This window comes from Paenisporosarcina sp. P4_E4_2 (genome assembly GCF_056401595.1).
The window spans coordinates 1-25,977 of record NZ_JBFUJC010000025.1 but is presented as its reverse complement, the minus strand read 5'-3'; the positions used below and the strand labels follow the sequence as shown (position 1 = coordinate 25,977).

The following is a 25,977-nucleotide window of genomic DNA, read 5'->3' as shown; positions in this document are numbered from 1 at the left end:
ATAGCAGATTGTAGCTGTTCCACTTGAATTTTGGCTTCGTGCATGCGATCTTTAGCTTTCTCGTACCGTCGAATTCCTTCTATAGGAAAATTTGCTTGTTGGTTGATAGCAAGTTCTGATTGAAGGTGTTTCTGTTTTTCCAGTAATGGTTTAGCTTGAAGGAGTTTAGCAAATTGCTCATTTTGTTGTTTGACATGCAGCTCAACATGATTCAAGTTTTCAAGTTCTCCATCAATTTCAGCAATGCGTAAAATGGCTGGTTCGTATTGATCGATTTCCGCTCGTGCTTCTTTGAGCTTCTGGTCCAACATGCGGATTTCTTCTATTTTCATATTCATTTCTGGATTTCTGCCAGATTTTTTAAATAAGCCACTCATTTCTTTTGTCGCCCGTTGCTCCAGCTTCGTCAGCGTGTCTACGCCCGTTGTTCCTGAGGAAAGAAGAGTACGACTTAGCTCTACTTCGGTCATCTTGTCAAAGTTTTGCAATTGATGAATAGAAAAAGAAAAAATCGATTCAAAGGAGTTTCGATCATATCGATAAAGTACTTTTTTTAACGTTTCTTCATCGCCTCGCGTACCATCTTCGAAAAAGACTGTTACATCTCCGGCAGATTTACCTTTGACTCGTTCAATCACCACGTGACCGAACTCAGAATGATTGATATGAACTTGTCCACCGTGTCGACCGCCACCTTTTGGTTCATATCTCATATTGGATTGATTGCGGAGCGGGAACCCGAACATCACCGCCAAAATGAATTGTTGAATGGTCGTTTTTCCCACTTCATTGTTTCCGAAGAATACATTGATTCCATCTTTCAGATTGATCGTTACATTTTCATGTTGTCCGAATCCATAAATCACCAGTTTCTGAATACGCATGTAAGGTCTTCACTCCTTTCCTACAAGTTCTTTTTGGATAAAAGTTCGAGCCTCTGAGTGAATCGTCTCATAGTCATTGTCATTCAGTCTTTCAATATATCGACTCAACCTTGGGTGTTGATAGACATCACTAATAATTTCTTTCCATTGTTGTGTATCCCACGTGTCCATGACGGAAATCACCTGTTCAGTCATTCCGCTTGATTCCATTTCAAATGCATCTATAGCATCAAATGTAATAGCATGTACCCAAATATGAGGCTCTTTCATCTCTTGTGTCTCCCGTACCATTGACAGCCACTCTTCAAGTGGAGTACCTTCTAGCATTGTTAACGTATTGGCATCAACATCCGTTAGATTAATCTMAAGAACGCCAGCACCATGAACATTGCGGAAATTTTCAATTGCCGAATCGATTGTTTCAAACCATTCGTTAGCATGAACAATTCCCTTACACGAACAATTTATTTGGTCGTAAATAATTGACGAAGTCGGTATGAAATTAAATAGCGCGTTGCCTTTTTCAAGGAAGACATCATAAAATCCTTTTGGACCTTTTTCGTTCCGGTGACGGCTCTGGATGTTTCCTGGGTATACAATGGGTGGCTCCGAATGGAGAACTTGTCGCTTGTGTATATGACCAAGCGCCCAGTAGTCATAATTTTTATTGATAAGTTCTTCTTTAGTAAATGGTGCATAAACGGCGTGTGTCGTATCCCCTGCCAAGCTGCCATGGAGCATACCAATGTAAAATGCATCCGTCTGGAATGCATCTTCGTACATTGTCGTCATGGACTCTTTCACATGGCGTTCCGGATAACTGAAACCACTTATGTATACATCATGATGTCGAATTTGAACATTCACTTTTTCTACTTTATCCCGAAATACATGGACATTTTCCGGAAGTCGAAAGCGTGTCCATTTGCCTCCAAGATGATCATGATTTCCGTAGCAAAGAAATACAGGAATTTGATGACGGTTGAGCACTTCCATCCCTTCCTGAAACTTATGTTGTGCACGTAAACTACGATCTTCTCCATCATAGATGTCCCCGACAATTAAAATGAAATCCGGTTTTTCTTGAACGGCCGTTTCAATCAGTGTTTGAAAAGCTTTAAACGTACTGTCACGGAGAGTCTTAAACTGATGTTCTGGCATCGATGTAACACCTTTAAATGGACTATCAAGGTGTAAATCAGCCACGTGGAAAAAGCGAATGGATGTCATAATGTCCCTCCTTCAAAAAACGAATATTTGTTCTCATTTTATCATTCTCACGTAAAAAATGCTACTTGCCAGAAAGGCAGATTCCAGTTCTGGTGAACAAAGAAATATCTTTTGCAAAAGAAAAAAGCGGGACATTTTATGCCCCACTTTTACTAGTGATTCTATTTATTTTCTTCCTAAATCCAATGCCTTCTTAATGTCTTTCAACGATTGTGAGGCACCGTACATCAATACCCCCCCACGATATACCCGTGAGCCGAACCAGCCCAAAATGAAAATAGTGACTAATAATATTCCAATACCCAATAGTGGTTCCCAAATAGGCAAATCAAGCATCCCAACACGAAGGAACATAACCAGCGGTGTAAAGAATGGGAAGTATGATGCAAACTGAACATATGATGCCTCCGGATTTCCAAGACCCGAAAAAGCAATGAATGACGCAATAATTATTAAAAAAGTCATAGGCAACAATAGCTGTTGCACATCTTCAGTTCGACTCACGAGTGAGCCAAGCAACGCTGCAAGAGTTGCGTACAGGAAATAGCCGAGAAGGAAGAATATAACAGCGAAAATCATCGTACTGATGCTGACATTTGAAAAACCAAAAAAGGAAAATACACCGGACGTCAAATCAGACGAACTTGTTTTCAAGGCGGTAAAACCAGCCACTCCGAATATCGCAATCTGCAACAAGCCTAACGTGCCCACACCTGCAATTTTCGCAAACATGTGTTTAACGGGAGAAACACTCGAAATAATGATTTCCATAACCCTTGAAGATTTTTCAGTTGCAACTTCCATTGCAATCATATTTGAATAGTAGAACACGGCAAAATAAATGACAAAAATCAATACATATACCAATCCGCGCGCCTGACTCAATTCTTCTTCTGATTTAGATGAGGCACTTACCGCATCCTGTTCGAATTGAATTGGTGAAAATAATTGTCCGACTTCTTCTGGTGACAGTTCCAAAGAAGTTGCTTTAATATTTGTCTGCACGGTTTGAAGTGCTTCACGAACCTGCATCGGTTGCTCAAAATCAGTAGCATTTTTAGATATATAAGTCGCTTGGATAGTATCTGATTCATCTAACTTCAACACTAAGAAACTAGCAATCTTTTCATCTGTAATTTGCTGCTCCAGGTCCTCCACTGATTTGCTGGTAGCTTTTAAAGTGATATCACTTTCCGAAGCCATTAATTGCTGCTGAAGTTGACTGAGCAATTTTCCATCTTCTTCAACAACGTAAATTGTATCTTTCTCCGCTCCCCCATCAAATACACCTGCATCTTGAATTTTGGTAATTATGGTCGCAATGTTGGCCATCAGGAAAATCCCGGCAATCACAATGAGTGTCGTAATCACAAAAGATTTCGTTTTAGCTTTCGTCCAAAATGATTGTTTAAATATTGTCCAGAAATTACGCATGTTCTTTTCCCACCTTTTCAATAAAGATGTCCTGAAGGGATGGTTCTTCAATTGCAAAATATCGAATATCACCTTTCGTTAAGGCCATTCGCAATAATTCATGTGCAGTTTGTTCTTCCGAAATTTGAAATAGTCCACCTTCGATGGAAGGCTTGAATGAATTCACACCTTCCATGTCACTTAAAAAGGAAAGATCGAAATCCGCTTTCAATCGAACGTTTTGACGTCCAAATCCTCTTTTCACTTCACGTAGAGATCCTCTGACAATTGCTTCCCCGTGATGCATGATGCAAAGCTGTTCACACAGTTCTTCTACATGGTCCATACGATGACTGGAAAAGACAATTGTTGCGCCTTCTTTTTGAATGTCCAATATCGCTTTTTTCAAAATTTCTACATTGACCGGATCCAGCCCACTGAATGGCTCATCTAAAATGATTAACGAAGGCTTGTGTATTACAGAGGCAATCACTTGTATTTTTTGTTGATTTCCTTTCGAGAGTTCTTCCACTTTCTTATTTGCATAGTGAGGCACTTCAAATCGCTCAAGCCATTGATGTGCTGCAATTTTGGCATCGTTCTTTTTCATGCCGCGGAGCTGACCTAAATAAACCAGCTGATCTTCCACTTTCATTTTTGGATAGAGTCCACGTTCTTCAGGCAAATACCCGATATGTGTACTGTTTTCATAACTGATTGGTTGGCCATTCCAAGTAATGGCCCCTTCTGTTGGATCCAATAATCCAAGAATCATGCGGAAAGTAGTCGTTTTGCCAGCGCCATTCGCACCTAGAAAACCAAACATGCTCCCTTGTTTAACAGACATGGATAAATCTTTGACTGCAGTGAAATCCCCAAATTTCTTCGTTACATGTTCTATCTGTAATGTCATGTGAACACCCCTTAGAATTTTTTCTCGACAACTATACTACTAATCAAATACGCAATCATATGCGCAACATATACAAACGTTAAGATAAAAAATGAAAAACCTGCTCCTTCCACAATTATTGAGGCCATCCAGGCACCTACGATACAGAAAGTTGATATGCTCCAGGCAATCGACCGTGCACGGGTATGCATTTGATGGTAACGTTCATCAAATCTTCGTTTCTTTTTGCCAATTTTATAATTGAAGTAAAGTACGATGGCAACTGTCAAAAAACCGAAAAAGAATCCAGACAATCCAGCTAAATTATCAACATTGTCAAACACCTTTTTCATCCTCCTCATAAACGAATAAGTCTTCAATCGTGCAACTAAATAATCGTGCTAATTTAAATGCCAAATTGATGGACGGATTGTATCTTCCTTTTTCTAACGAAATAATGGTTTGTCTTGATACATCTAACTTTTCGGAAAGATCATCTTGCGTCATATTTAATTCCATACGCTTCTCTTTCACGAAATTCTTCAACCATCATCCCTCCTTTACGTAAAGTTAACTTTACGTAAAGCTTACTTTACTTATCCAAAATATGTCAAGTGTAATTCACAAACTATTTTTTCTTTTTAAAAACTTGTATAATGAAGTTATATTCATTTCAAAGGGGTTTGATATTTTTGAAATCTTATAAATTCACAGCGTTTGAAAAAACAGGGAAATTAATCGTCGAAGAGACTTGGGAGTTTGCCTCTGATGAGGAAGCAAAAGCAAAAGGACAAGATTTAATCGATGAAAAAGACTTTACCGATCAGACACATCGCTTGGTCAATAATTCCGGGAAATTAATTTTATTTCACGTATAAAAAAATCTGCTTGAAGCGAATCTCGCTACAAGCAGATTTTTTTATATACCTTTAAAACTTGGTTTTCGTTTTTCCACAAAGGCTTGTATGCCCTCCAAATGATCCTTCGTCCGACGCATTGCTGATTGAGATGTGCTTTCAAGTGCCAGAACACGCTCCAATTCATGTACATGTTGCGTATGTAATATTTGTTTAGATGCAATCATTGCTTTCAAAGGTGCAGACAAGAATTTTGCTGCCGAAAGTTCCGCATAATCATAAGCCTTTCCTTCAGCCGTCACTTCATCAATTAAGCCAAGGGATAAGGCTTCGTGTCCATTCAACACTTTACCTGACCAAATCAGTTGCTTAGCTTTCGGAATACCCACTCTTTCTTTTAAGAAGAAATGTCCTGCTCCGTCTGGAATCAAGCCAATGCCAATAAAGTTCATAGCAAGTTTACTGTTTTCCTCTGCAATGACAACATCACACCCAAGCACTAAACTAAGCCCCAGTCCTGCTGCTGCCCCATGAACAGAAGCAATCGTAACCATAGGAAGAGTATAAAGTGCCTTCGCCAGACGGGATATATCGCCCATGACTGAGTCAATATCCATTGGACTTTCCGGATCCAACATTGCTTTAATATCACCACCTGCCGAAAAAGCACGTCCTTCTCCTTTGATTAATAACACCTGCACATCTTTCTCTTCGTGYAACCATTCCAGTGCTTCCGCAATTTCTCTCATCATTAAAGCGTTCATTGCATTCATGCTTTGAGGACGGTTCAAAGTCAACGTCGCCAAGCGTCCATTTTTTTCTACACTTACTGTTTCATATGTCAAAGTAGACACCTCTCTCAGAGTGAATAGTCATTCATAATATTATTATTCGAGAAACTAAGGATAAATCCTTTAATTATTACTAAAAATCTTTATTGTCTGTTGAAATCCATAAGATATATGGGTCAAAATTCCATTTGATGCTATATTTAATTGGCAAGCGAATATTCCAAGGGCTTAATTTCAATACTAAAGTCGAGATGATTTTGTCATTCCATCAATCAGGAGGAAACATGAAAAATGTAATCTACCTTTTCGGTCCTACAATTATGATTTTTTTAGGAATCAATATATTTGAATCGATTCCCATCACATTCGGTTTATTTTATAGCTGGCTTTTTTTTATTCCTTTTGTTTCTTATTTTAGGAACCCAGCACTTAAATCTTCATTTTATCAATCCATCAAAACTGAAAAAACATTGAAATCCATTATGACCGGTCTTATTAGCGGAGTTTTGTGCGCCATTGCAATCTTCGTCTCATTGTCATTAGCAATGGGTCACTTATTTGAAATTGATCATGTTTCGGATATACTCGTTCAGTGGGAATTTAGTGGTCCGATTGTGTGGCTCTATATTTTCATATTAATTTGCATCAATCCATTTTTGGAAGAATGGTACTGGCGTGAATTTATGTACAAGCGATATCTTGATAAATTAGGAACCATGCGAAGTGTCATCATTACTTCATTTTTTTATGCCCTCTATCATTTGTTGGTTCTGATTCCGCTCGTTGACATGCCTTTGAGTGTTATCGCAACCATACCAGTCCYACTTGCAGGTTTGCTTTGGGGCTATTTTAGAAAGATTTTTACATCCATCACCGCTTCAGTGATTAGCCACACACTCGCAGATATCGGTATTATCCTTTTTTATATTGTTTATTTAATGCAATAGGCATTGCGATTCGTTAACAGAGTATTCAATAAATATAGCCCAGTTCCTATCTAGGAACTGGGCTATATTTATATAAGGCGGTTCATTAAATATTGACTATATCTTTGGAATGAAAATCATTTTATCTCTGGAACAGTTTTTTTGCGCGAGTTAAGTCAATTGATTGATCTTCAATAATTTCCATGAAATATTCTAATTGCCATTTTTGAGTTTTAAGCGCTTGTCTACTTGTTGTATTATCCCAGGGTGGATAAACTCTAATGGCTCGTTTACCTTCATGGTTACAGTCTGATATTATTCCTTTTTCCAGTAATACAGATTTCGGAAAAATAAACTGGCCGAAATAATTGTCTTTTCGAGTGCTTACAATAAATAAATCTATATTATCCGAGTTGTGGAATGGTTGAATAGGTCCCTTACCTTCCCTCTTCCATAAAGTAACAAACTGTCCTATCTTGGTTGGAGTTATCTTAGCTACTCGATATTTAATAGATAACCCGCTAATCTCAAAAGTATAAGCGCCATAATCGGCACTTTCAGATTCAGCTCTTGGGAGAGTGCAGTCAAATCCACACTTATTATATAGTAGCTCCTTTGCAATAAGGAGATCATTGTGAATTGCCTTCGATGATGTCCAAATATTATAAGATTCATTATTCACTATTATCAGTATCCTCCATCTAAACATTACTACCTATACGACTTCTGTAAAGGGTTTCATGAGTTACCTCACTATCGGAACATATATTTCTAATTATAGAACAAATGTTTGTATTTATCAAACGAAACTGACAATGGATGTTTTCTCGTTTACAAGTTTTTATGAAGATGAAAAATACGTAGTCAACTCTAATGCAAATTTTGATTATTAATCGTAATAAACCTCTGATATATAAAGAAAAATGACGCACCAAACTGTTGCAAGTTTGCACCAAATTAACACCAACAGAGAAATTGACCACAAAAAAGCACCCTCACCATTTCTGGTAAGAGTGCATATAAATCCTTGCTATTAAAGACTTATTAAGAAAGCCGCCTTTGCCGTAAATAAAATAAGAAAGTTTTAGACCACCACTCCTCAAAGTGGGTGTTCGCGGAAACCATCCTGCCTGTCCTCATTGACCTAAGTGAATGTGGCATGTCATTCCTGTTTCTATAAAAACTCCCTACAACAGCTTAAAGGTTAAAACTTAATATCGTTACGAACAATGCAGCTTGTATTGATATCTTAACACGATTGTCTTTGACCTTTCAATGGGAATTTTGACCTCGGTTAGCATCTTTTTATTTATRTAACTATTTTGATAGCACTCTATTGATTTACATTTTTTTCCTGTATAATCTAAAATAATAAACCGAACAAAATACTTTAAGAAAATCATTTTGCTTTTCTTATGAAAATCATCGTAGGAAGGAACGAGGAAATGGATAAAATTTTGAAATATTCAAAGACATTTGTTGGAGATGTATTCAGTGGAATGAGTTCTTTGCTTTATGGGTTCATTTTTTTCGGAGTTATTATTTTCATCATTACAGGAATCCTTTTTGGCATCATCTTAATAAGAAGTTAACGATTAAGAAATGATTAAGTCTATACAATTCAGAAACTGCACTGTATCAGCTTTCTACTGATAAATGAACATGGAATAAACTATTCATTTAGACTATGTTTTTTTTCAGTTAATCAAATCAGTTGCTAATCCGAGAGAATGGTGCTATGATAAAGAAGAATTATTTTTGTCGGTGTAAAAGATTTGTATACGTTTCAGACTTATCGTCTTAATGATCACTTTGGGCAGGGATAGTATTACATTGTGTGAATTTCACACTAGGAGGCAACAAAAATGGAACAAGGTACAGTAAAATGGTTTAATGCAGAAAAAGGTTTTGGTTTTATCGAGCGTGAAAATGGGGACGATGTATTCGTACATTTCTCAGCAATCCAAAGTGAAGGCTTCAAATCTTTAGACGAAGGTCAAAAAGTTACTTTCGACGTTGAGCAAGGCGCTCGTGGAGCTCAAGCTTCAAACGTTCAAAAAGCATAATTTAACCTTTCAACAGACTCTACATTGTAGAGTCTGTTTTTTATTTGTCCAAAATAAAAAGCAAATAAGAAAAATAGTTCCACTCTAGTCTGATTCCGGCGCTGGAAGCATCGAATCGAAACCCCGCTTTCTCATGAGGGATTGAAGCTTAGATGCAGGCAGGCTGGCACTTGGAGCTGAACATAGCAAAACTTTACACTAGAAAATTTATTCTTTCATATATGTCAAAAAAACCACTGCTCATGTTGTGAGCAGTGGTCTTCATTCAAGTAAAGTAACACAATTTAAAGGATTCTTAGATTATAGCATACCTTCTAACTCATGCAATGCTTTTTGGGACCTTTCAGTTTTCCTCTATTTCATTTATTACCCTCTTTCAGTTAATTTACTTTCTCCATAAAAAAAACCGGCAATCGCCGGTTTAAATTCCTTCATATAATGCCTGTACAGGCTTCATTAATACACGGTTAACATCTTCCATTAACCCACTAAGCGCCATTTCAGCTTGAAGCATCTGTTCAATTTTGGGATTCGATTGAGCAAGCTGTGCCGTTTTCTGAGCGTACTCAAGTTCTTCTCCCGAGATTTCTTCACCTTGCATTTGTTTTTGTTGCAGTGTCATTTGCAAGTCACGGAAGCTCTTAAACAACGCCAATGCTTGTTCATCCGTCTTTACTGCTGCTACTGCTTTTTGTACAGAAGCATACTCTGACGTTTTTCTGAATGTGGTTTCTAATCGATTGATATCATCATAAATGTTAACTGACATGTGATCACTCCTACATAGTATTGATTAAGTACATGATACCACCTTGGATTAAACCAATAAGCCCACCAAGTAATGCCCCAAGTACCGTAATCATTTTAAATTCTTTTTTAGAGATACCCAATACTAGATCTTCAAGGCGTTCAACAGGGAAAGAATCAACTTGCTCTTCTACCATCTCTTCAAGCTTTAATCGTTGAATCGTTTCTTCCAGTTTTATTTCGCCTTGGGTAAAAATAAATTCAGTCATTTTGGGCGTCAAGTTATTGGCTGTCCAATCAGCACCCTCTGGCCAATACGATTGTAACGTAGCATCCAGACGTTTTTCAAGTGCCACCTCTTGTTTGACATACGATTTTACAACCGTTATTACCGGCTGTAAATCAAACCCACCAATCAATTCATGCAAGGGACGATCTTTTAATTTGTCCAATTCTCCGTGAATAACATTGGTAAGAAGTTCAAATGTTCCAGGTGCGCGTAGGAATTTTTGAATTTCCGGTTGCACTCGATCCACTATAGAAGAAGATTCTCCCATAAACATTTGAATCATATTGCCAAAAGTACCCTTTGACGAAAGGAAATCGTCTATCAGTCGTTTAACCGTTTTCCGTCCTTCTTCAGAAGCAAAGTAGGTTTCCCCTTTTGCAATCATATACGAAACAATTTCAGGAATGCGTTCATCGGCTTGTTTCTGCCACTGTTCGGGTGCAAGCTCCTTCACTGTTTTTGATGCAAATTTGGATTCAAGTGATTCGAATTGTTCATCGATAACGGAATCCATTTTATTTTCTACAAGTGCAGGAACGTTTTCGATGCCAGCTTTTGAAAGCCATTGCTGTAAGGTCATATCTGATTCAAAAAGATGTTTCGTTAGTTGACCTTGAATCCATAACTCCGCTTTTCTTCGCATATCATCAGAGAAGAAACGTCGTTTAAATGTTTCTGGTGTCAATAAATGCTCTACAACCGTTCGGCCAAGTTGTTTCGCCAACTCATCTCTTCGCCTTGGAATTAGTCCAGGCGTAAATGGCACACGCCATTTGCCGATATATTTCGCTTCATGAGGCCGAAACAGCATTTTAATCGCAAGGTGATTCGTATACCCACCGATTAAGGCACCAATAAATGCCATGAAAAGTAATGTCCATATAAAGTCCAAGTTGGTTCACCTTTTTCTGTCAATCTGCCTTTCATTATAACAGACAAAGGCAGATTGATAAAAATGTGAACCTCTCATTTAAAGTGCATTGTACATCGTAGAAAATCTGATCGCGTGTTCCATTTCGTCATGCATGGCAATGAAAAAGGGATTGTAGGCTTCGGGTAAGGGAACGGTAAGTAGCATTTCTTTATAAAAATCGGTCGCTTCCAGCTCTTTTTCAAGCGACTCTTTTGCTGCTTGCTTTAAGTTAGTTGGTGGTTTAGGTTTAGGGGGATTTTGTACAAATTCGCCGGTGAGCATATAATGGAGTTGTTGGAACATTTCATAATGACTTTTTTCGTCCTCCATCGCATGCCTGATAAACGATTGCCAGTATGGATCATCAGTCAGCTTCAACATGGATTTATAAAAATAAAAATCTCGATACTCGTCTAATATGGCTTGTTTTAATTGTTCATTAAACATTAGGCCACTCCTTTACGCCTTTTTTCTAGCGTATGCAGGTGTGTCTCTACCTATGAAAGGAGCCCAATCATGCTGCAACATTTTAGCTTCAAACCCATGTTTGAAAACAAACAACTACCTGGCTGGACATTTTCATTTTTCTATAAGCAAAGTCGTTATTCTGGTGAATACTTACCGGATGGATCCATTTCTTGGACAAACGGTTCTATACCTCCAGACGAAGAAATTGTAAAAAAAATGATTCACGAGCTGATGCTCTTTCATGTTTACGATTGAAGGATTATTTCATACACAAAAATAGCTGGAAACGCCTGTATCTCGCGTCTCCAGCTATTTCTCATTTATCTACTTTTCACCAACATACTGACAGCTTCCTGAATGGCAGTTTCTGTAGAAGAGCCTCTTTCATTAGCTTCAATAATACAGTTTTCTAAATTTTTGGCGATAATCAATCCAAGTGTGCGATCTGAAGCAGAACGTACAGCAGAAAGTAGAGTTACAACATCACGGCAATCTTTACCCTACCATCATTCTGATGACGCCTCGCACTTGTCCTTCCAGGCGTTTTAAACGATTCATCAAATCTTTATCATAATGCAAGTCCGTCCAACTCCTCATAGCGGATTTAAGTAAAAAAACCCTTACAACACCTGTTTTTTTCWTCCAAATACAACATAAAAGTAACTGGAAGAAAGAATGTATAAAACACCTGTGATTGAAAAGGCATAGGCGTAACCCCAATAGGAGCCATATGTCGTCACTAATAAAGCAGAAACAGGACCCATCACTGCCCACCCTATATTGAATACCATTTGATTAACGGAGTTTGCTAATCCTTTATATTTATCATGGACGACTTCCATTGCAATCGCGCTTTGAATCGGATTACCGGCATTCATTAACGCCTGTCTCATTAAAAAACCAGCAGATGCAAGCCATACGGAAGTTGTAAAAGCCGTTAAAAACAAAAACGGCAACGACCCTAACTGAAATAGCACCAGGGCATTTACTTTCCCAACTTTTTTGACCAGCATCGGACCAATCAACATCGCAACAGCTGTCATTGCCGAACCAAGAGAAAGCACTAATCCGATAAATGCGGACGAAGCATCAAATCGATTGGCAAAATACAAATTCAAATAAGGAATGACTAGACCCGAGCCAATTCCTATTAACAATTGAGCAAAGGCAAATAACACAATAATGCGTACATTTATTTTAAATCCGCTGTCTTGTTCGGGAAGATTTATCACTGCTTCTACTTTCGATACCTCCGAAACAGTTTCAGGTTTTAATTTCAATAAAGGTACAATCCCACATGTGAACAGTGCTGCTCCTGCAAGAAGAGACCAACGGATGGCGTCGACCGCAGTCATTCCAAATCCAAATTCGAGAACATCAGCCAATACCCCGCCACCGAGACTCCCAATTACACTTGCCACTGTGACAACCGAAAAGTGAATACTGAACAAGTGCATACGCTCGGAAGCTTTTGAGTTTTCTGCGAGAAAAGGAACGCCTGACACCTGCACAATAGCCATAAAGAGTCCTGTAAAGAACGCTGCAATGACAATAGGTTCTTCAGTTACAACTATACTTCTATAAAATAATGTACTCGCCGTCAGTAATGTACCGACCACTATGCTCCATTTCCTTCCGAAACGATCACTCAAAAATCCAGCAGGAATCAGGACAAGTGCTGTTGCTAAAGACATATATGAAATGACTTTCCCATTTACGACTTCGGATAATCCGAGTTCTTTTATATATAAATTGTACATGACCATAAACACGCCCATACCAATTTGAATCAGGACATTCGCAAGCATGAACATCCGTATGTTTTGATTAAAACCTGTAGTTTTTTTCTTCCATTCAGACAACCATGTATTCATGTTTATATATATCCTCTAACCCCTTTGTTTCGCCTCTCTAAATATAAGACTTTCATTTGGAAGATGCAATGCTTAGAAATGCGTAAGCACCACTCTAGCCTGAAACCGTTGCTAGGCGAGATTCGAAAGCTTGCTTTCGTATGAGGGACTGAAGCTTAGGTGCAGACTGGCGCTTGGATTTGGACACAGCAAATCATGAAAGAAAGAAATTACCTCGAAAAGATCTAACTTTGTAATAAGCATAAAAAAGGGAGTGCCCCTTAACCCACTTGCGGGTTAAGAGCCACTCCAGATTGTAAGCGATACATTTGTTCATAGCGGCCACCGAGTGCAACTAATTCATCATGTGTTCCTTGTTCAACAATTGCCCCTCGATCCAATACTAAAATGCGATCTGCATTTTTAATAGTAGAAAGTCGATGCGCAATAATGAAAGTTGTACGTCCTTTTTTCAGCACTTCCATAGCATGCTGAATAATTTCTTCTGTTTCTGTATCAATATTGGAAGTTGCTTCATCCAAAATTAATATCGCAGGATCAAATGCTAATGCACGAGCGAACGAAATTAATTGACGCTGACCTGACGAAAGAGTGCTTCCTTTTTCAATTACCGGCTCATCAATTCCATTTGGTAAATGCTTCAGAACACGTTCTCCTCCAACTGCATCCAGAGAAGCTATCACTTTTTCACGGGATATTCTTGCATCTCCAAGGCTGACGTTGGATTCAATGGTGCCTGTAAATAAGTAAGGATCCTGCAAGACAATTCCCATATGATCTCGTACCGTTTGTCGGGACAAGTCTTGAATGTTTGTTCCATCGATGGTTATAGCACCTTTGGATACATCATAGAAACGGAACAATAAGTTCATGATAGAGCTTTTCCCGGATCCGGTATGACCAACTAACGCCACCGTCTCCCCTTGCTTAGCTTCAAATGAAATGTTTTTCAGTACATACTCTTCATCTTTATAAGCAAACCAGACGTCGTCGAATCGAACATTGCCTCGATAACGGGCAATTTTTTCGTCGCTGACCTCTTCACCAGAGCGATCCAGTAATCGGAAAACACGTTCAGCAGCTACAAGTGCCTGCTCTAATTTAGCTAACTGATTCACAACACCCGTCACTGGGTTAAACAGTCGCGTAATGTAATCAACAAAAGCATATAACACACCAACTGAAATCGCAGTGGTTGCATTCAAAGATGCTCCGCCGAAATACCAAATGAATAATACAAATGTAATAGAGYGGATTGCACCAACCAGGTTATGTGAAGTTCCCGCATCCAAGTACAACAGTTTATTTTGATACTTGTAATGTTCGCGATTCATCACTTCGAACTCTTCTTGCATTTGTTCTTCACGACGGAATGCCTGAATAATCGTCATACCTTGAATGGATTCATTAATCATCGCGTTCATATCACTTACTTTTGCACGGACGATGTGGTTATATTTCGATGCATATTTTCGGTACATGACCATCCATACAAACAAAATAGGTAAAACAAATAATGCGATAGAAGCCATTTTCCAATCCAAGAAGAACAGCGCCACATAAATACCTGTAATGTACATAGCGCTTGAAGCAAATTGAGAAAGAACTGTTACATATAATTCTCGTATTGCTTCCGTATCGTTTGTGATACGTGCAACTACTTTACCGGCAGGCAAGTTATCAAAGTAGCGGATCGGCAATGTTTGGATGTGTTGATACACATCATTTCGCATTTTTTGAATAACACGGTTCGCAGCTTTTTGTAGCAATAAATATTCACCGTAACGGAAAATTGCTGCCACGACTGTTAAGGCAAAGAACACACTAAGCAGCATCACAATCGGTTCAAAATCTATTGAACCTGCAGTCGTATCTGCAATATGTTCGTCAATGATTTTTTTGGCAATCAAAGGGCCTGCCAAGTCGGCTGCTACTGCAACCGTCAGCATGGCAATTCCCATGATTAATAATTTTTTATAATGAAGGGCGTACAGCCATAATCTTTTTCCTGTACTCATGATGACACCTCCTCAATTTGCTGTCGGTCGAACTGTTCTTTATACCAGCCCTCATTCTCCAGCAAATCTTCATGTGTACCTTCTTCAATCATTACACCGTCGTCCAATACAATAATCCAATCTGCATGTTGGATGGCTGATAGACGATGCGTGGTAATAATCGTTGTTTTTCCTTGTCGTTCTTGTTGGATATTTTCAATAATTCGCGCTTCTGTTTTTGCATCAACAGCGGACAAGGAATCATCCAATAATAAGATTTCAGGATTTTTAATGAGTGCTCGGGCGATTGAAATACGTTGTTTTTGACCGCCAGATAACGCGACCCCTTTTTCACCAACAAGTGTTTCCAACCCTTGTGGTAGTAATTGCAGGTCTTTTTGGAAATGGGATAAACGAATTGCAGTTTCAATATCCTCTTCCGTCCCTTCCGGATGACCGAACAGAATATTTTCTCTGACAGTCCGTGAGAATAACACATGGTCTTGAGGAACATAGCCAATCCAATTCCGAACCTGGTCTTTTGTTTGATCTTCAATTGGAACGCCGGCTAATGAAATCGTTCCTTCTCCAGCTGGATATTCACGAAGTAACTGCTTAATCAACGTCGTTTTTCCGCTTCCCGTTTTCCCAACAATTCCAAGCGTTTGACCTTGCTCCAATTGCAAGTTGATGTCGCTTAAATTTACCGACGAAGACTGTGGATATTGGAATTTCACTTGGTTGAAACCGATGCGTCCAGGTTGATTGACTGTTACTGGATGAGACGCGTCTTTGACATCTTCTTCATAATCGAGCGTTTCTTGAACGCGATCAAGAGAAGCGTTCCCTCGCTGCATGACATTGATCAATTCCCCTATTGCAAACATTGGCCAAATAATCATCCCTAAATACACGTTGAATGATACTAAGTCCCCCAGTGTCATTTGCTGTTGTGAAACGAGATACGCACCGTACCCTATCCCGATCATGTAACTGACTCCGGTCAATACTTTCGTGATGGGATTGAACAATGCATCGATTTTTTCAACTTCCATGTTTTTCGAATACACATCTTCCGTCATATCAGCGAATTGTTTTTCTGATGCACGTTCTTGCACGTATGCTCGAATCACTCGAACCCCCGCTACTGCTTCCAGTACGCCATCATTCATATCGCCAAAGGCATCTTGAGCCTTCATATATTTCTCGTGGATGCGCTTGCCGAGAATTTGCATGATGATCGCCAAGATAGGCAGTGGAAGAAGAGCTACTAATGTCAGTTTCCAACTAACGAGCATTCCCATCGTCACTAAAATCGTAAGCATATAAAGGGATGAGTCAATCAATGTTAAGATACCGAATCCTGCTGTTGTGGAGACTGCCTTTAAATCATTTGTCGCTCTCGCCATCAAATCCCCTGTACGGTTCTTCTCATAAAACGAAGGCGTCATGCGTAAAAACTGTTTCATCAAGCGGCTACGTAATTGTTTTTCAATAACATAGGCTCCGCCAAATAGTTGGTATTGCCACACAAAGTTACTTAAGTAATTGAGAACCGTTACACCAAGTAAAGCGAGTAAGAAAGTCATCAATAACTGTGATGTTAATGTTTGTTGATAAATGGCATCAATAGATTCGCCTAGAAGCCATGGTGGAACAACTTCGATTACATTCGTGACCATCAATAATGAAATGGCAATTGTGTATCGCTTCCAGTTTTCTGCGAAAAACCATTTAAGTTTAAATAATACGGAGAACATAAGATTTTCCTTCTTTCTTTTTCAGGTTGGGCTTACACTAGCCACCTTCTAGAGATTCCTTGATTAAAATTTGTTTCTGTAGCTGAATGTTCATCTTCAGCACTCCTTTTCATAGTTTTGTTTGCTTTCAACCTCAGACAGGTCATTCATGGTCTTTGGCATTTCTCTATTTGAAACAGCAGGGCTGTAACAACCAAAATTTGGTAGTAAAAAAACACAAAAAAGCACACGCCCTGTTTCCAGATGCGTGTGCGCATGAAAATAGGAACAGGTGTCCATACCTGTTCCTTGATTAATGTGAACTCAAAGAGAAATGACCGGTAGGTACGGACTAACTATGTAGTTTGTAGCAACTTCAACTCTGATCATCATGACACGTACCTCCTTTTCTCATAGYTATTTACTTATTAAGATTATCATGACATTTTTTGGATTGTCAATAGATTTAGAAAAAAATTATTATTCTGTTAACAACTTGCGTTTAGGCATATTTAGGTAGGGTATTTAAACGGGTATTGCTCGAACGTGGGTATGGATAAGTTGCTTCCTTGAGATCGTCCAGTATAAGTCCTTCAAGAATATAGCGACCTGCAGTTCCTAAAGCATGATGCATAGGTAAATCTTTGCTAGTAATCGCATCAACCGATGGTAAGTCGACTCCAAATAAAGACAATTCGTTCTCAACCATCCAATCCACAATATCCGCATCAAATGCTGGAATTGCTTCAGGGAATACATCTCTTTGCTGCCAGGCATTCGTTCGGAAAAGAACCGCTTTTGCTTCCCCAGTCACTTTACCTTTCAACAATTCTCTCGATATAACCTCACTTCCACTCACATCAATCACAATCGCGTCGACGATATAGTTTTCCAAAGGAAGTTCGTGAACTTTTTTTCCGTTTTCATCAAAGTGAAAAGGAGCATCGATATGGGTACCTATATGTGTACTCGTCGTAATTTGTCCGACATTTACCGAACCACTCTGTTCTTTTGTCCATTTGATATGAAATTGGAAGGGCGTATCACCCGGCCATTCTGCAACGTTCTGGTTCAACAACATCGAAATGTCATGTATTTTCATTTAAGCCACCACATTTCGTTCATTGGTGAACGTTTTGTATGTTTCTTCTACCATAATGGTTTTTAAGCGTTGGACCATTTCCCACACATCTTCAAAACTCGAATAAAAACTAATCGGCGCCAATCGAATAATATCTGGTGCTCTGAAATCGGGAACGACATTTGCTTCTTTCAATGCTCTACAAATCCGGGCAGCTTCTGGATGGGCAAGGGCAATATGTCCACCTCTTGATTCATCTGCAAAGGGCGTGACATCAACAAAGCCGAATGAACCTGCTTCCGCTTGAATCAACTCACGTAAATATTTTSTCAACGCAAGTGATTTCGAACGGACTGCGTCCATTCCCGCTTCTTCAAAAAGCTCCACACTTCCGCTTAAAGGCGCAGTGCTGAATAAATTCGGGGTCCCGATTTGATAAGCACCCGCTCCATTTGCTTTGGAGAATTCATGAGACATATCAAATTGCTTGGTCTTATCTGAACCGAACCAGCCCGCAAGACCAGGCAACTCGTGATGATGACGCTCATGAATATAAAGCCCACCAGTTCCCCCAGGACCATTATTCATGTATTTATAATGGCACCATATTGCAAAATCCACGTCATCATTATGTAAGTTATGAGGCACGGAGCCAATGGAATGTGCCAAATCAAAGCCTACCAAAAWCCCTTTCGCATGGGCCATTTCAGTGATGCGACTCAAATCCAACAACTGGCCGCTTCGATACAACACAGAAGGTAACATTAAGATGGCTACATCTTCTGTTAACATTTCTTCAATTGCATCCAGCGTTAGTGTATAGCCGTCAGTACTTTTCACTTTTCGCATCGACACAGCAGGGTCAAGACCACGCAACCGCAAATGACTTTCCACCGCATAAATATCGGAAGGGAAATTCAGTTCGTCAACGACAATGACAGACTTTTCAGCTGTCGGATGGAACAAAGTAGCTAGCATTTGGTGAATATTTACGGTAATGGAGCCGGTCACCATCACTTCATTTCCTTGAGCACCGACAATTTTGGCGACACGTTCACTTAACTGCTCTGGATATGTAAACCATGGATTCTCACCTTCAGTCCAGCCATCAATCCCTTTTTCACGCCAGCTGGAAATTAGTTTATCCAAAGTTGCTTCAGAACGTTTTGACATAAGCCCCAACGAGTTCCCATCCATATATAATTGATTCTCTGGTAAGTAGAATTCTTTTTTAAAAGAACTCATCTTATCATGCTTATCCATTTCTATTGCATATTGCACAGTCGTATCCAAAGCCATCTCTCCCTTTTAACCAAATATAGCGAAGCTCAATGCACCTAATATTGCGGTGATAATCACGACAATCCAAGGTGGCAGTTTATAAAATACTAACAGAGTAAATGAAATTAACACAATGACAAAATCAATTGGGGCATGTACGGCACTTGTAAAGACCGGGTCATACAATGATGCCAGTAATATTCCTACTACGGCCGCGTTCACTCCTTTCAATGCCGCTTGAATTCTTGGTTTAGTACGAGTAACCGCCCAAAAAGGCAACGTTCCCATTACAAGTAGGAAGGAAGGTAAAAACATTGCAACCACGGCAATGGCAGCTCCGGAGAAGCTTCCCATGATTTGACCAAGATAGCCAGCCAGTGTAAACAATGGACCCGGTACCGCTTGAGCTGCACCATAACCCGCTATGAAAGCTTCCGAAGACATCCAACCGGCTGGTACTACTTCCCGTTCCAGCATTGGTAAAACAACATGCCCCCCGCCGAACACGATAGAACCAACACGATAGAAAATATCAAAGATCGCATACCAGGTAGCTTGTACAAATGGTCTAAAGATCGGCAATATAATGAGTAAAGCAAAGAATAGAATCCATGCGATAATTCCTGTCCTCTTACCGAATGACAATGGCATTTCGACCGTATCTGGTGCTTTTTCATTTTTGTAATACAGTACGCCAAACAAACCAGCTAGTACGATAATCAGAATCTGACCCAAAGCCGTCGGAATCAATAATGTTGCAGCTGCGGCAATCATTGCGACTGTCAATCTCGGTCGATCCGGTGTTAACGTTTTGCCCATCCCCATCAATGCATGTGCGACAACTGCAACAGCGACGATTTTCAAGCCTTGAATCCAACCACTTTCAAATGATCCCGTTTGCATAATAATCCATGCAAAGGCCATCAATATTAAAACCGAAGGAAGTGTAAAACCAATCCATGACAAAATACCACCGAGTAATCCTCCACGTAGCATACCGATTGATATCCCTACTTGTGAACTCGCGGGACCGGGCAGGAATTGACATAAGGCAACCAAATCAGCATACAGCTTATCGTCGAGCCATTTTCTCTTTTGCACGTATTCATCTCTAAAATAACCGATATGTGCTGCTGGACCTCCAAAGGAAGTTAACCCTAGTTTGGTTGAAGCGGACAAGATCTCAAGATAACGACCTCTCTTAGCTTTTCCCATAATTTATTCACTCCCCCATCATATAAGTCTCTTCTTTTAGGATACAAAAATATGGAAACCGTTGAAAGGGAAATTGCGTGTGGTAAGTAATATTTGTTTTTTAAACCTGAGTATTTTATTATTATAGGTATTAACTATTTTTTAGAAAACAGGAGGTGTACACTTTGTTCTCCCCCTCATTCGGGTCTGGAACAAAGGAATTCTTTGGACATAGCCATACGATTGACAGCATTTGCTGTCTTAATCGCCTTTACGGCATTCTTCGTGGCAAGTGAGTTTGCTATTGTAAAAGTGAGATCAACCCGCATTGATCAATTGGTTGCGGAAGGAAATAAACGTGCAGTTCACGCTAAACGCGTCATTTCAAATTTGGATGAATATTTATCTGCGTGTCAGTTGGGTATTACAATGACCGCGTTAGGTTTAGGTTTACTTGGAGAACCTACTGTCGAGCTATTATTGCATCCGCTATTTGAACGTTTCGAGCTAAGTGATAACACGTCAAATATCCTATCTTACGGAATTGCGTTCTCATTCGTTACATTTTTGCACGTAGTGGTCGGTGAATTGGCACCGAAAACGTTAGCCATTCAAAAAGCGGAGCAAGTTGCCTTGTTTACGGCAAAACCATTGATTTGGTTCTATCGCATCATGTATCCAATTATTAAATTCCTAAATGGTTCCGCTCGAACACTTACAGGCTTATTTGGATTAAAGCCTGCATCTGAATCAGAGCTGGCACATACAGAAGAAGAACTTCGTATAATTCTATCGGATAGCTTGAAAAGTGGTGAAATCAACCAATCGGAATATAAGTTTGTAAACAAGATTTTTGAATTTGACGATCGGATTGCCAAAGAAATTATGGCTCCCCGTACCGAGATGAGCACCATTGATAAAGATACGACCCTTCGCCAAGTGTTTGACCAGGTAAACGTCGAACAGTATACGCGATATCCAGTAACAGATGGCGACAAAGATCATGTAATCGGTTTGGTGAACATGAAGAATTTATTGACTGCTTATATTAAGGATTCGGAAAATATTAATCGACCGGTCATTGATTATATGCAACCAATCATTCGTGTCATTGAAACCATTCCAATTGGTGAGTTGTTATTGAAAATTCAACGTGAACGTATTCATATGGCAATATTGGTGGATGAATATGGCGGAACATCGGGTCTCGTAACAATCGAAGACATTCTTGAAGAAATTGTCGGTGATATTCGAGACGAGTTTGATAATGATGAATTGCCGGATGTTCAAAAATTAGGAGATCATCACTATATCCTTGATGCCAAAATTTTAATAGAAAACGTTAATGATATTTTGGGCATTGATATTGATGAAGAAGATATTGATACAATCGGTGGATGGTTCCTGACTAAACATTTTGAAGCTATTAAAGGTGAAAAAATAATTGAACAAGGATACGAATTCACGATTAAAGATATGGAAGGCCATCACATACTGTATCTTGAAGTCATTAAGTTAACTAAAGAAGAATTAGAAAATATGATTGAAGAACGATTAGAAAGAAACGACTCTCACTAAGAGAGTCGTTTTCTTATGTCTGAAAGTTTTGCAGGGGGGAAACAAATTGGAGCTATATACACAATTACGCGAAGGGGAAAAAGGTGCTTGGATAAGTATCGGTACCTATTTAGTTCTAAGCACTATAAAATTGACCATCGGATATATCGGTACTTCCGAAGCTTTAAAAGCAGATGGTCTCAATAATTCGACGGACATCGCTGCTTCAATTGCTGTATTGATTGGACTTCGAATATCACAAAAACCTCCGGATCATAATCATCATTATGGACATCTCCGTGCCGAAACAGTTGCATCCCTTGTCGCCTCTTTTATTATGGCTGCTGTCGGTTTGCAAGTATTAATAAATGCAGGAAAGAACATGCTTCACCCGATTCACGAAACACCTTCCATCTTAACAGCATTTGTTGCTGCTGGCAGTGCCATTGTGATGTATGTGGTTTATCGATACAATTTAAGGTTGGCTAATCGAATTAATAGCTCCGCGGTTCGAGCCGCAGCATATGATAACCGATCCGATGCCCTCGTTAGTATCGGGGCATCCATCGGGATATTAGCTGCTATATTTGGACTCCCTATCTTGGATTCAATTACAGCCATTTTAGTCGGATTACTGATCATGAAAACGGCATTCGATATCTTCAATGAGGCAGTACATACYTTGACTGACGGTTTTAACGAAGATGAGGTTGAAACTCTTTCAGTTCTCGTTCGAAAAGTACAGGGTGTCATCCATTTAGAGGACTTCAAAGGACGCATGCATGGGAATCTAATGTTTGTCGATTTAACCGTTACAGTTGATCCATCATTAAATGTTGTGGAGGGTCATCGAATCACGGAAGAGATTGAGAAAAAAATACATTTAGTAAAGCCATTTTGCATGGTTCTGGTTCATATTGAACCCCACGAGACAATCGATTAAAGAATTGAAGGATTGGGGTAAAACGAAGAAGTTTGATTTATTAACGATAAGAAAACGCTGAAAAAATCCTATCGAGTTTTCTTGAGAGGAAAAAAAACTAAATAATATCCGATATCGGATATCACTTAGTAATTAATTAGCACCGCATTTAGCGGTGCTTTTCTTCTAAAATCTAAAATGCACCATCCGAAGACAGTGCAAAATCACAATGTTTTGTTGTTATTGTCGGTCCACTGATACTTTTTCGCTTAAACCATCATCATCCCGTATGTCAAACTTCCCAATTTTTCCTGGTTCAGAAAGAATTGCCGTACCTTTTACTTCGTGTTGTGAAACTTCACCTGCATTATTCGTATATTCTACCTGAGCAGTAAAGTCATAATGCTTGGGTGTGTTTTTATTCTCACTTTTAGTTACTTGTATATCACTAACTTTCATTTCATACCGAATATTTTCGTCAAAGCCTATATATCCATAATGATAATAGAAAGCGGTACCTTTTGCGATAAGGGAATCATAAATATAATCCATAAAATAAGGTTCATACGTTTTTTTCACTAAGTCCTCATAGGCACGCCATTCATCTGAGACTCCAGACTCTTCAACTCCATTTACTTCATTAGTTTGAGGCATACTGCTGCCTATTTCGGTCATTTTTTTATCAATGTTTTTGACAATAAGCACATATTCTTCGTTCGGAACTGTGAATTCTGATTTAAGAACAGCCTGGACTGCTTCTTTATTTTTATCTTCTAATGAAACAACCACTTCTTTTTGCTGTTCAGGAATTTCTTCCGAACAGGCGGCAAACAGAAAACACGAGCTAATCAAGAATAAGATGCCTCCAATTTTTTTGATTTGTTTATTATAGATACTAATCCCCCCTGATGTTTTGTGTTACGTTAAAATTATTATCTTTTGTTAATTGTAATACGATATAAAAACTGAAAAGTTCCATTTTTCCATCTTTTACTTATTTACACAAACACTCCAGGCTCCCTTTTTATAAAATTAGTATTGCTATTCTCAAGTCAATTAACTGAAATAGAAAAAGCACCGCTTTTAGATACAAATCTTATGACAGATTTGCTACCAATTGCGGTGCTTTTAGTTATAAATTTTTATTGACATTTTGCGATTTTGTTCTTCATAACAGAACCCGTTAGTCTGCGACGCCTTTTTTTCTTGCCTATGGATTTTAGACTTTCACTTTCGATGAAATTTAATATGAACGATAAACATATGGTTCTTTGGGTTCTTTGGTATTTTCCCATTCTTCTACAAGCAACACTGGGATGGTGGATTTAAATGGTTGGTAATAGACTGAAGAGAGGGTTCCCTTGACATGGATCCATTGGTCATCTTCGATATTCATATTCTCAGGAAATTCAACTAACATTCCATATACACCCGAATCTGCAATACAATGAATAATACCAAATCGCAGGACGAAAAGCTGGTTTTTGTTCACAGTCTCCCCTTTAAATGTAAAACCATCAAATTCAATTGTCTTCCCAAGAAAATCCCCAGGATAATTATAGATTGTTTCCAACCCTTTAAGATAGTTTGTATCTTTAAGTATTACGCTGCTTTTGGATAGATATTTATTTTTTTCAATATCCATTAATTCATCGTAGCCTTCCTTGCCATAATAAATACTGGTATCAGGTTTCAAGTACTGAGTGACAGCATATTCATCGGTTGTTTCCATTGCCTTGAACGAAAATCCTTTCGATTTAACAATTGTAGAATCTAGAGTTGCAATCGGCAGAAAAAAGCCAGTTAGTAAAGGAAATATAAAAACCCCATAAATGAAACATCTCTGATAAAAAGGCTTCGTTTTTTCATGGCTATGATTTCCATCACAACAAGATTCATCAGGTTCATCTTTTGACTGTTTGATATCTGTATATGCTTGGACAATTGTTAAAATGGCGAAAATGAAAATTGCGCTATAGGAAAGATAGGAATACTTCATGTTAATGTATTTCGTAATATTTCCTGAAGCATGTAAATGTGCAAAGAAGAAAGTGAAAATGAGTAAAATATACGTCCTTACCAAGACTTTCCCTCCTTCATATCAATAGTGAACCGACTAAAACAAATAGGGCAATATAGCCAATTAAGATAAAGATAAAACGTTTATTGAAAACACTGAGCATCATAAGAGTATTTTTAATGTCTACCATTGGACCAAATACAAGAAATGCCACGATAGATCCGACTGAAAAAGTACTACTGAATGAAGAAGCAATAAATGCATCTGCTTCTGAACAAAGCGACATGACAAAAGCAAGAACCATCATGACAAGCGATGAAGTAATGTCGGTTTGACCGATGTCCAGCAATGTAGAAGTTTTCAAGTAGGTTTGCATTGTTGCTGCAATAAATGCGCCCAAAATTAAATACTTACCGACAGAAAAGAATTCATCCACTGCATGACGCAGCATATCCGCAAATTTGCTTTTAAACGACTGTCCCTTAGAATGATGATGATGATGAGTATTCATCTTCCCCTTTTCTAACAGTTGATTCCCTTTAAATTGATAGGACAAGATAATACCAACTGTCATTGCGACAATAAAAGCAAGTCCACTGCGGTATAACACCATGTCCCATTGATTTCCGAAAGCAATGTAAGTGGAAAATAAAACAATAGGATTGATGATAGGCCCGGTTAACATAAAAGCAATTCCTGCATGCAAAGGGACCCCTTTTAAGAGAAGTCTGCGAACAATCGGCACAATGCCACACTCACAGGCAGGAAAGAAGGCACCCAAAATAGTTGCATAGAGGACGGCCAAAAATCGATTCTTCGGGATAACTCGTGCAATC

26 protein-coding genes, 1 other RNA gene and 1 pseudogene are annotated in these 25,977 nt (G+C 38.9%); 6 read left to right on the top strand and 22 right to left on the bottom strand.

The window, feature by feature from the left end:
• The 6 genes from AC1DSB_RS04175 to AC1DSB_RS04150 all read right to left on the bottom strand — a co-directional run.
• Nucleotides 1–884, bottom strand: an 884-nt coding sequence (locus AC1DSB_RS04175; protein WP_477585845.1) for an ATP-binding protein, incomplete at its 3' end; no start/stop codon positions are given.
• A gap of 9 nt (nt 885–893) precedes the next feature.
• Nucleotides 894–2,114, bottom strand: coding sequence for a metallophosphoesterase family protein (locus AC1DSB_RS04170; protein ID WP_477585843.1), 1,221 nt, complete (start codon nt 2,112–2,114; stop codon nt 894–896).
• A gap of 165 nt (nt 2,115–2,279) precedes the next feature.
• Nucleotides 2,280–3,548 carry an ABC transporter permease gene (locus AC1DSB_RS04165; RefSeq protein ID WP_477532156.1) on the bottom strand — a complete coding sequence of 423 codons (1,269 nt, stop codon included), beginning with the start codon at nt 3,546–3,548 and terminating at the stop codon, nt 2,280–2,282.
• Nucleotides 3,541–4,440, bottom strand: a complete 900-nt coding sequence (locus AC1DSB_RS04160) for an ABC transporter ATP-binding protein (protein ID WP_342543066.1) — start codon at nt 4,438–4,440, stop codon at nt 3,541–3,543. Before AC1DSB_RS04160 ends, AC1DSB_RS04165 begins: the two co-directional genes overlap by 8 nt.
• Nucleotides 4,441–4,451: 11 nt before the next feature.
• Entirely contained in the window at nt 4,452–4,763 is a 312-nt protein-coding gene (locus AC1DSB_RS04155; protein ID WP_477532157.1) for a DUF2178 domain-containing protein, read from the bottom strand.
• Nucleotides 4,756–4,965 carry a helix-turn-helix transcriptional regulator gene (locus AC1DSB_RS04150; protein ID WP_016429175.1) on the bottom strand — a complete coding sequence of 70 codons (210 nt, stop codon included), beginning with the start codon at nt 4,963–4,965 and terminating at the stop codon, nt 4,756–4,758. Before AC1DSB_RS04150 ends, AC1DSB_RS04155 begins: the two co-directional genes overlap by 8 nt.
• 146 nt (nt 4,966–5,111) lie before the next feature.
• Between AC1DSB_RS04150 and AC1DSB_RS04145 the strand changes: the two genes are divergently transcribed.
• Nucleotides 5,112–5,297 (top strand): YhzD family protein, encoded by a 186-nt coding sequence (locus tag AC1DSB_RS04145; RefSeq protein ID WP_477532158.1) that lies wholly within the window; start codon nt 5,112–5,114, stop codon nt 5,295–5,297.
• A gap of 41 nt (nt 5,298–5,338) precedes the next feature.
• Here AC1DSB_RS04145 and AC1DSB_RS04140 read toward each other — a convergent pair whose 3' ends face one another.
• A complete protein-coding gene (locus tag AC1DSB_RS04140) occupies nt 5,339–6,121 on the bottom strand; it encodes an enoyl-CoA hydratase (RefSeq protein ID WP_477532159.1) in 783 nt (260 codons plus the stop codon).
• Nucleotides 6,122–6,351: 230 nt separating this feature from the next.
• Here AC1DSB_RS04140 and AC1DSB_RS04135 point away from each other — a divergent pair, with 230 nt between their 5' ends.
• On the top strand, nt 6,352–7,014 hold the full coding sequence (locus AC1DSB_RS04135) for a CPBP family intramembrane glutamic endopeptidase (protein WP_477585841.1): 663 nt from the start codon (nt 6,352–6,354) through the stop codon (nt 7,012–7,014).
• 121 nt (nt 7,015–7,135) lie between these two features.
• Here the strand turns inward: AC1DSB_RS04135 and AC1DSB_RS04130 are convergent, their stop codons facing one another.
• Both AC1DSB_RS04130 and ssrS read right to left on the bottom strand, forming a co-directional pair.
• On the bottom strand, nt 7,136–7,675 hold the full coding sequence (locus AC1DSB_RS04130) for a MepB family protein (protein ID WP_477585839.1): 540 nt from the start codon (nt 7,673–7,675) through the stop codon (nt 7,136–7,138).
• A gap of 364 nt (nt 7,676–8,039) precedes the next feature.
• A non-coding RNA gene (gene ssrS / locus AC1DSB_RS04125) (6S RNA) lies at nt 8,040–8,234 on the bottom strand.
• A gap of 624 nt (nt 8,235–8,858) precedes the next feature.
• Here ssrS and cspC point away from each other — a divergent pair.
• Nucleotides 8,859–9,059, top strand: coding sequence for a cold shock protein CspC (gene cspC, locus AC1DSB_RS04120; RefSeq protein ID WP_016429181.1), 201 nt, complete (start codon nt 8,859–8,861; stop codon nt 9,057–9,059).
• A gap of 421 nt (nt 9,060–9,480) precedes the next feature.
• Here the strand turns inward: cspC and AC1DSB_RS04115 are convergent, their stop codons facing one another.
• The 3 genes from AC1DSB_RS04115 to AC1DSB_RS04105 all read right to left on the bottom strand — a co-directional run bounded on the left by AC1DSB_RS04115 (nt 9,481) and on the right by AC1DSB_RS04105 (nt 11,455).
• Complete coding sequence (locus AC1DSB_RS04115) at nt 9,481–9,828, bottom strand: YlbF/YmcA family competence regulator (protein WP_477532727.1); 348 nt, start codon at nt 9,826–9,828, stop codon at nt 9,481–9,483.
• A gap of 10 nt (nt 9,829–9,838) precedes the next feature.
• On the bottom strand, nt 9,839–10,987 hold the full coding sequence (locus tag AC1DSB_RS04110) for a DUF445 domain-containing protein (RefSeq protein WP_477585837.1): 1,149 nt from the start codon (nt 10,985–10,987) through the stop codon (nt 9,839–9,841).
• Between the two features lie 78 nt (nt 10,988–11,065).
• Nucleotides 11,066–11,455, bottom strand: coding sequence for a ferritin family protein (locus tag AC1DSB_RS04105; RefSeq protein WP_016429184.1), 390 nt, complete (start codon nt 11,453–11,455; stop codon nt 11,066–11,068).
• A gap of 69 nt (nt 11,456–11,524) precedes the next feature.
• Between AC1DSB_RS04105 and AC1DSB_RS04100 the strand changes: the two genes are divergently transcribed.
• Nucleotides 11,525–11,731 carry a YheE family protein gene (locus tag AC1DSB_RS04100; RefSeq protein ID WP_477532729.1) on the top strand — a complete coding sequence of 69 codons (207 nt, stop codon included), beginning with the start codon at nt 11,525–11,527 and terminating at the stop codon, nt 11,729–11,731.
• A 65-nt stretch (nt 11,732–11,796) separates the two neighbouring features.
• On the opposite strand, the pseudogene AC1DSB_RS04095 reads toward AC1DSB_RS04100, so the two are convergent.
• The 7 genes and pseudogenes from AC1DSB_RS04095 to chrA all read right to left on the bottom strand — a co-directional run bounded on the left by AC1DSB_RS04095 (nt 11,797) and on the right by chrA (nt 20,663).
• Nucleotides 11,797–12,055 (bottom strand): annotated as a pseudogene (locus tag AC1DSB_RS04095) (metal-sensitive transcriptional regulator).
• Nucleotides 12,056–12,096: 41 nt separating this feature from the next.
• The gene (locus AC1DSB_RS04090) at nt 12,097–13,350 is read right to left on the bottom strand and encodes an MFS transporter (RefSeq protein ID WP_477585835.1); all 1,254 of its coding nucleotides are present in this window, start codon (nt 13,348–13,350) and stop codon (nt 12,097–12,099) included.
• A 260-nt stretch (nt 13,351–13,610) separates the two neighbouring features.
• Nucleotides 13,611–15,368 carry an ABC transporter ATP-binding protein gene (locus AC1DSB_RS04085; RefSeq protein ID WP_477585833.1) on the bottom strand — a complete coding sequence of 586 codons (1,758 nt, stop codon included), beginning with the start codon at nt 15,366–15,368 and terminating at the stop codon, nt 13,611–13,613.
• The gene (locus AC1DSB_RS04080) at nt 15,365–17,107 is read right to left on the bottom strand and encodes an ABC transporter ATP-binding protein (protein ID WP_477585830.1); all 1,743 of its coding nucleotides are present in this window, start codon (nt 17,105–17,107) and stop codon (nt 15,365–15,367) included. Before AC1DSB_RS04080 ends, AC1DSB_RS04085 begins: the two co-directional genes overlap by 4 nt.
• 481 nt (nt 17,108–17,588) lie before the next feature.
• The gene (locus AC1DSB_RS04075; RefSeq protein ID WP_477585828.1) at nt 17,589–18,188 is read right to left on the bottom strand and encodes a cyclase family protein; all 600 of its coding nucleotides are present in this window, start codon (nt 18,186–18,188) and stop codon (nt 17,589–17,591) included.
• Entirely contained in the window at nt 18,189–19,466 is a 1,278-nt protein-coding gene (gene kynU / locus AC1DSB_RS04070) for a kynureninase (protein ID WP_477585826.1), read from the bottom strand.
• A gap of 9 nt (nt 19,467–19,475) precedes the next feature.
• Entirely contained in the window at nt 19,476–20,663 is a 1,188-nt protein-coding gene (gene chrA / locus AC1DSB_RS04065; RefSeq protein WP_477531929.1) for a chromate efflux transporter, read from the bottom strand.
• A gap of 204 nt (nt 20,664–20,867) precedes the next feature.
• Here chrA and AC1DSB_RS04060 point away from each other — a divergent pair, with 204 nt between their 5' ends.
• Both AC1DSB_RS04060 and AC1DSB_RS04055 read left to right on the top strand, forming a co-directional pair.
• A complete protein-coding gene (locus AC1DSB_RS04060) occupies nt 20,868–22,220 on the top strand; it encodes a hemolysin family protein (protein WP_477531930.1) in 1,353 nt (450 codons plus the stop codon).
• A 46-nt stretch (nt 22,221–22,266) separates the two neighbouring features.
• Nucleotides 22,267–23,142, top strand: coding sequence for a cation diffusion facilitator family transporter (locus tag AC1DSB_RS04055; RefSeq protein ID WP_477585824.1), 876 nt, complete (start codon nt 22,267–22,269; stop codon nt 23,140–23,142).
• A gap of 219 nt (nt 23,143–23,361) precedes the next feature.
• Here AC1DSB_RS04055 and AC1DSB_RS04050 read toward each other — a convergent pair whose 3' ends face one another.
• From AC1DSB_RS04050 to AC1DSB_RS04040, 3 genes are all read right to left on the bottom strand, one after another.
• A complete protein-coding gene (locus AC1DSB_RS04050) occupies nt 23,362–23,973 on the bottom strand; it encodes a hypothetical protein (protein WP_477531932.1) in 612 nt (203 codons plus the stop codon).
• Between the two features lie 391 nt (nt 23,974–24,364).
• Nucleotides 24,365–25,204 (bottom strand): TIGR03943 family putative permease subunit, encoded by an 840-nt coding sequence (locus AC1DSB_RS04045; protein WP_342543049.1) that lies wholly within the window; start codon nt 25,202–25,204, stop codon nt 24,365–24,367.
• A gap of 13 nt (nt 25,205–25,217) precedes the next feature.
• Nucleotides 25,218–25,977: permease (locus AC1DSB_RS04040; RefSeq protein ID WP_477585822.1), on the bottom strand; the 760-nt coding region annotated here is incomplete at its 5' end.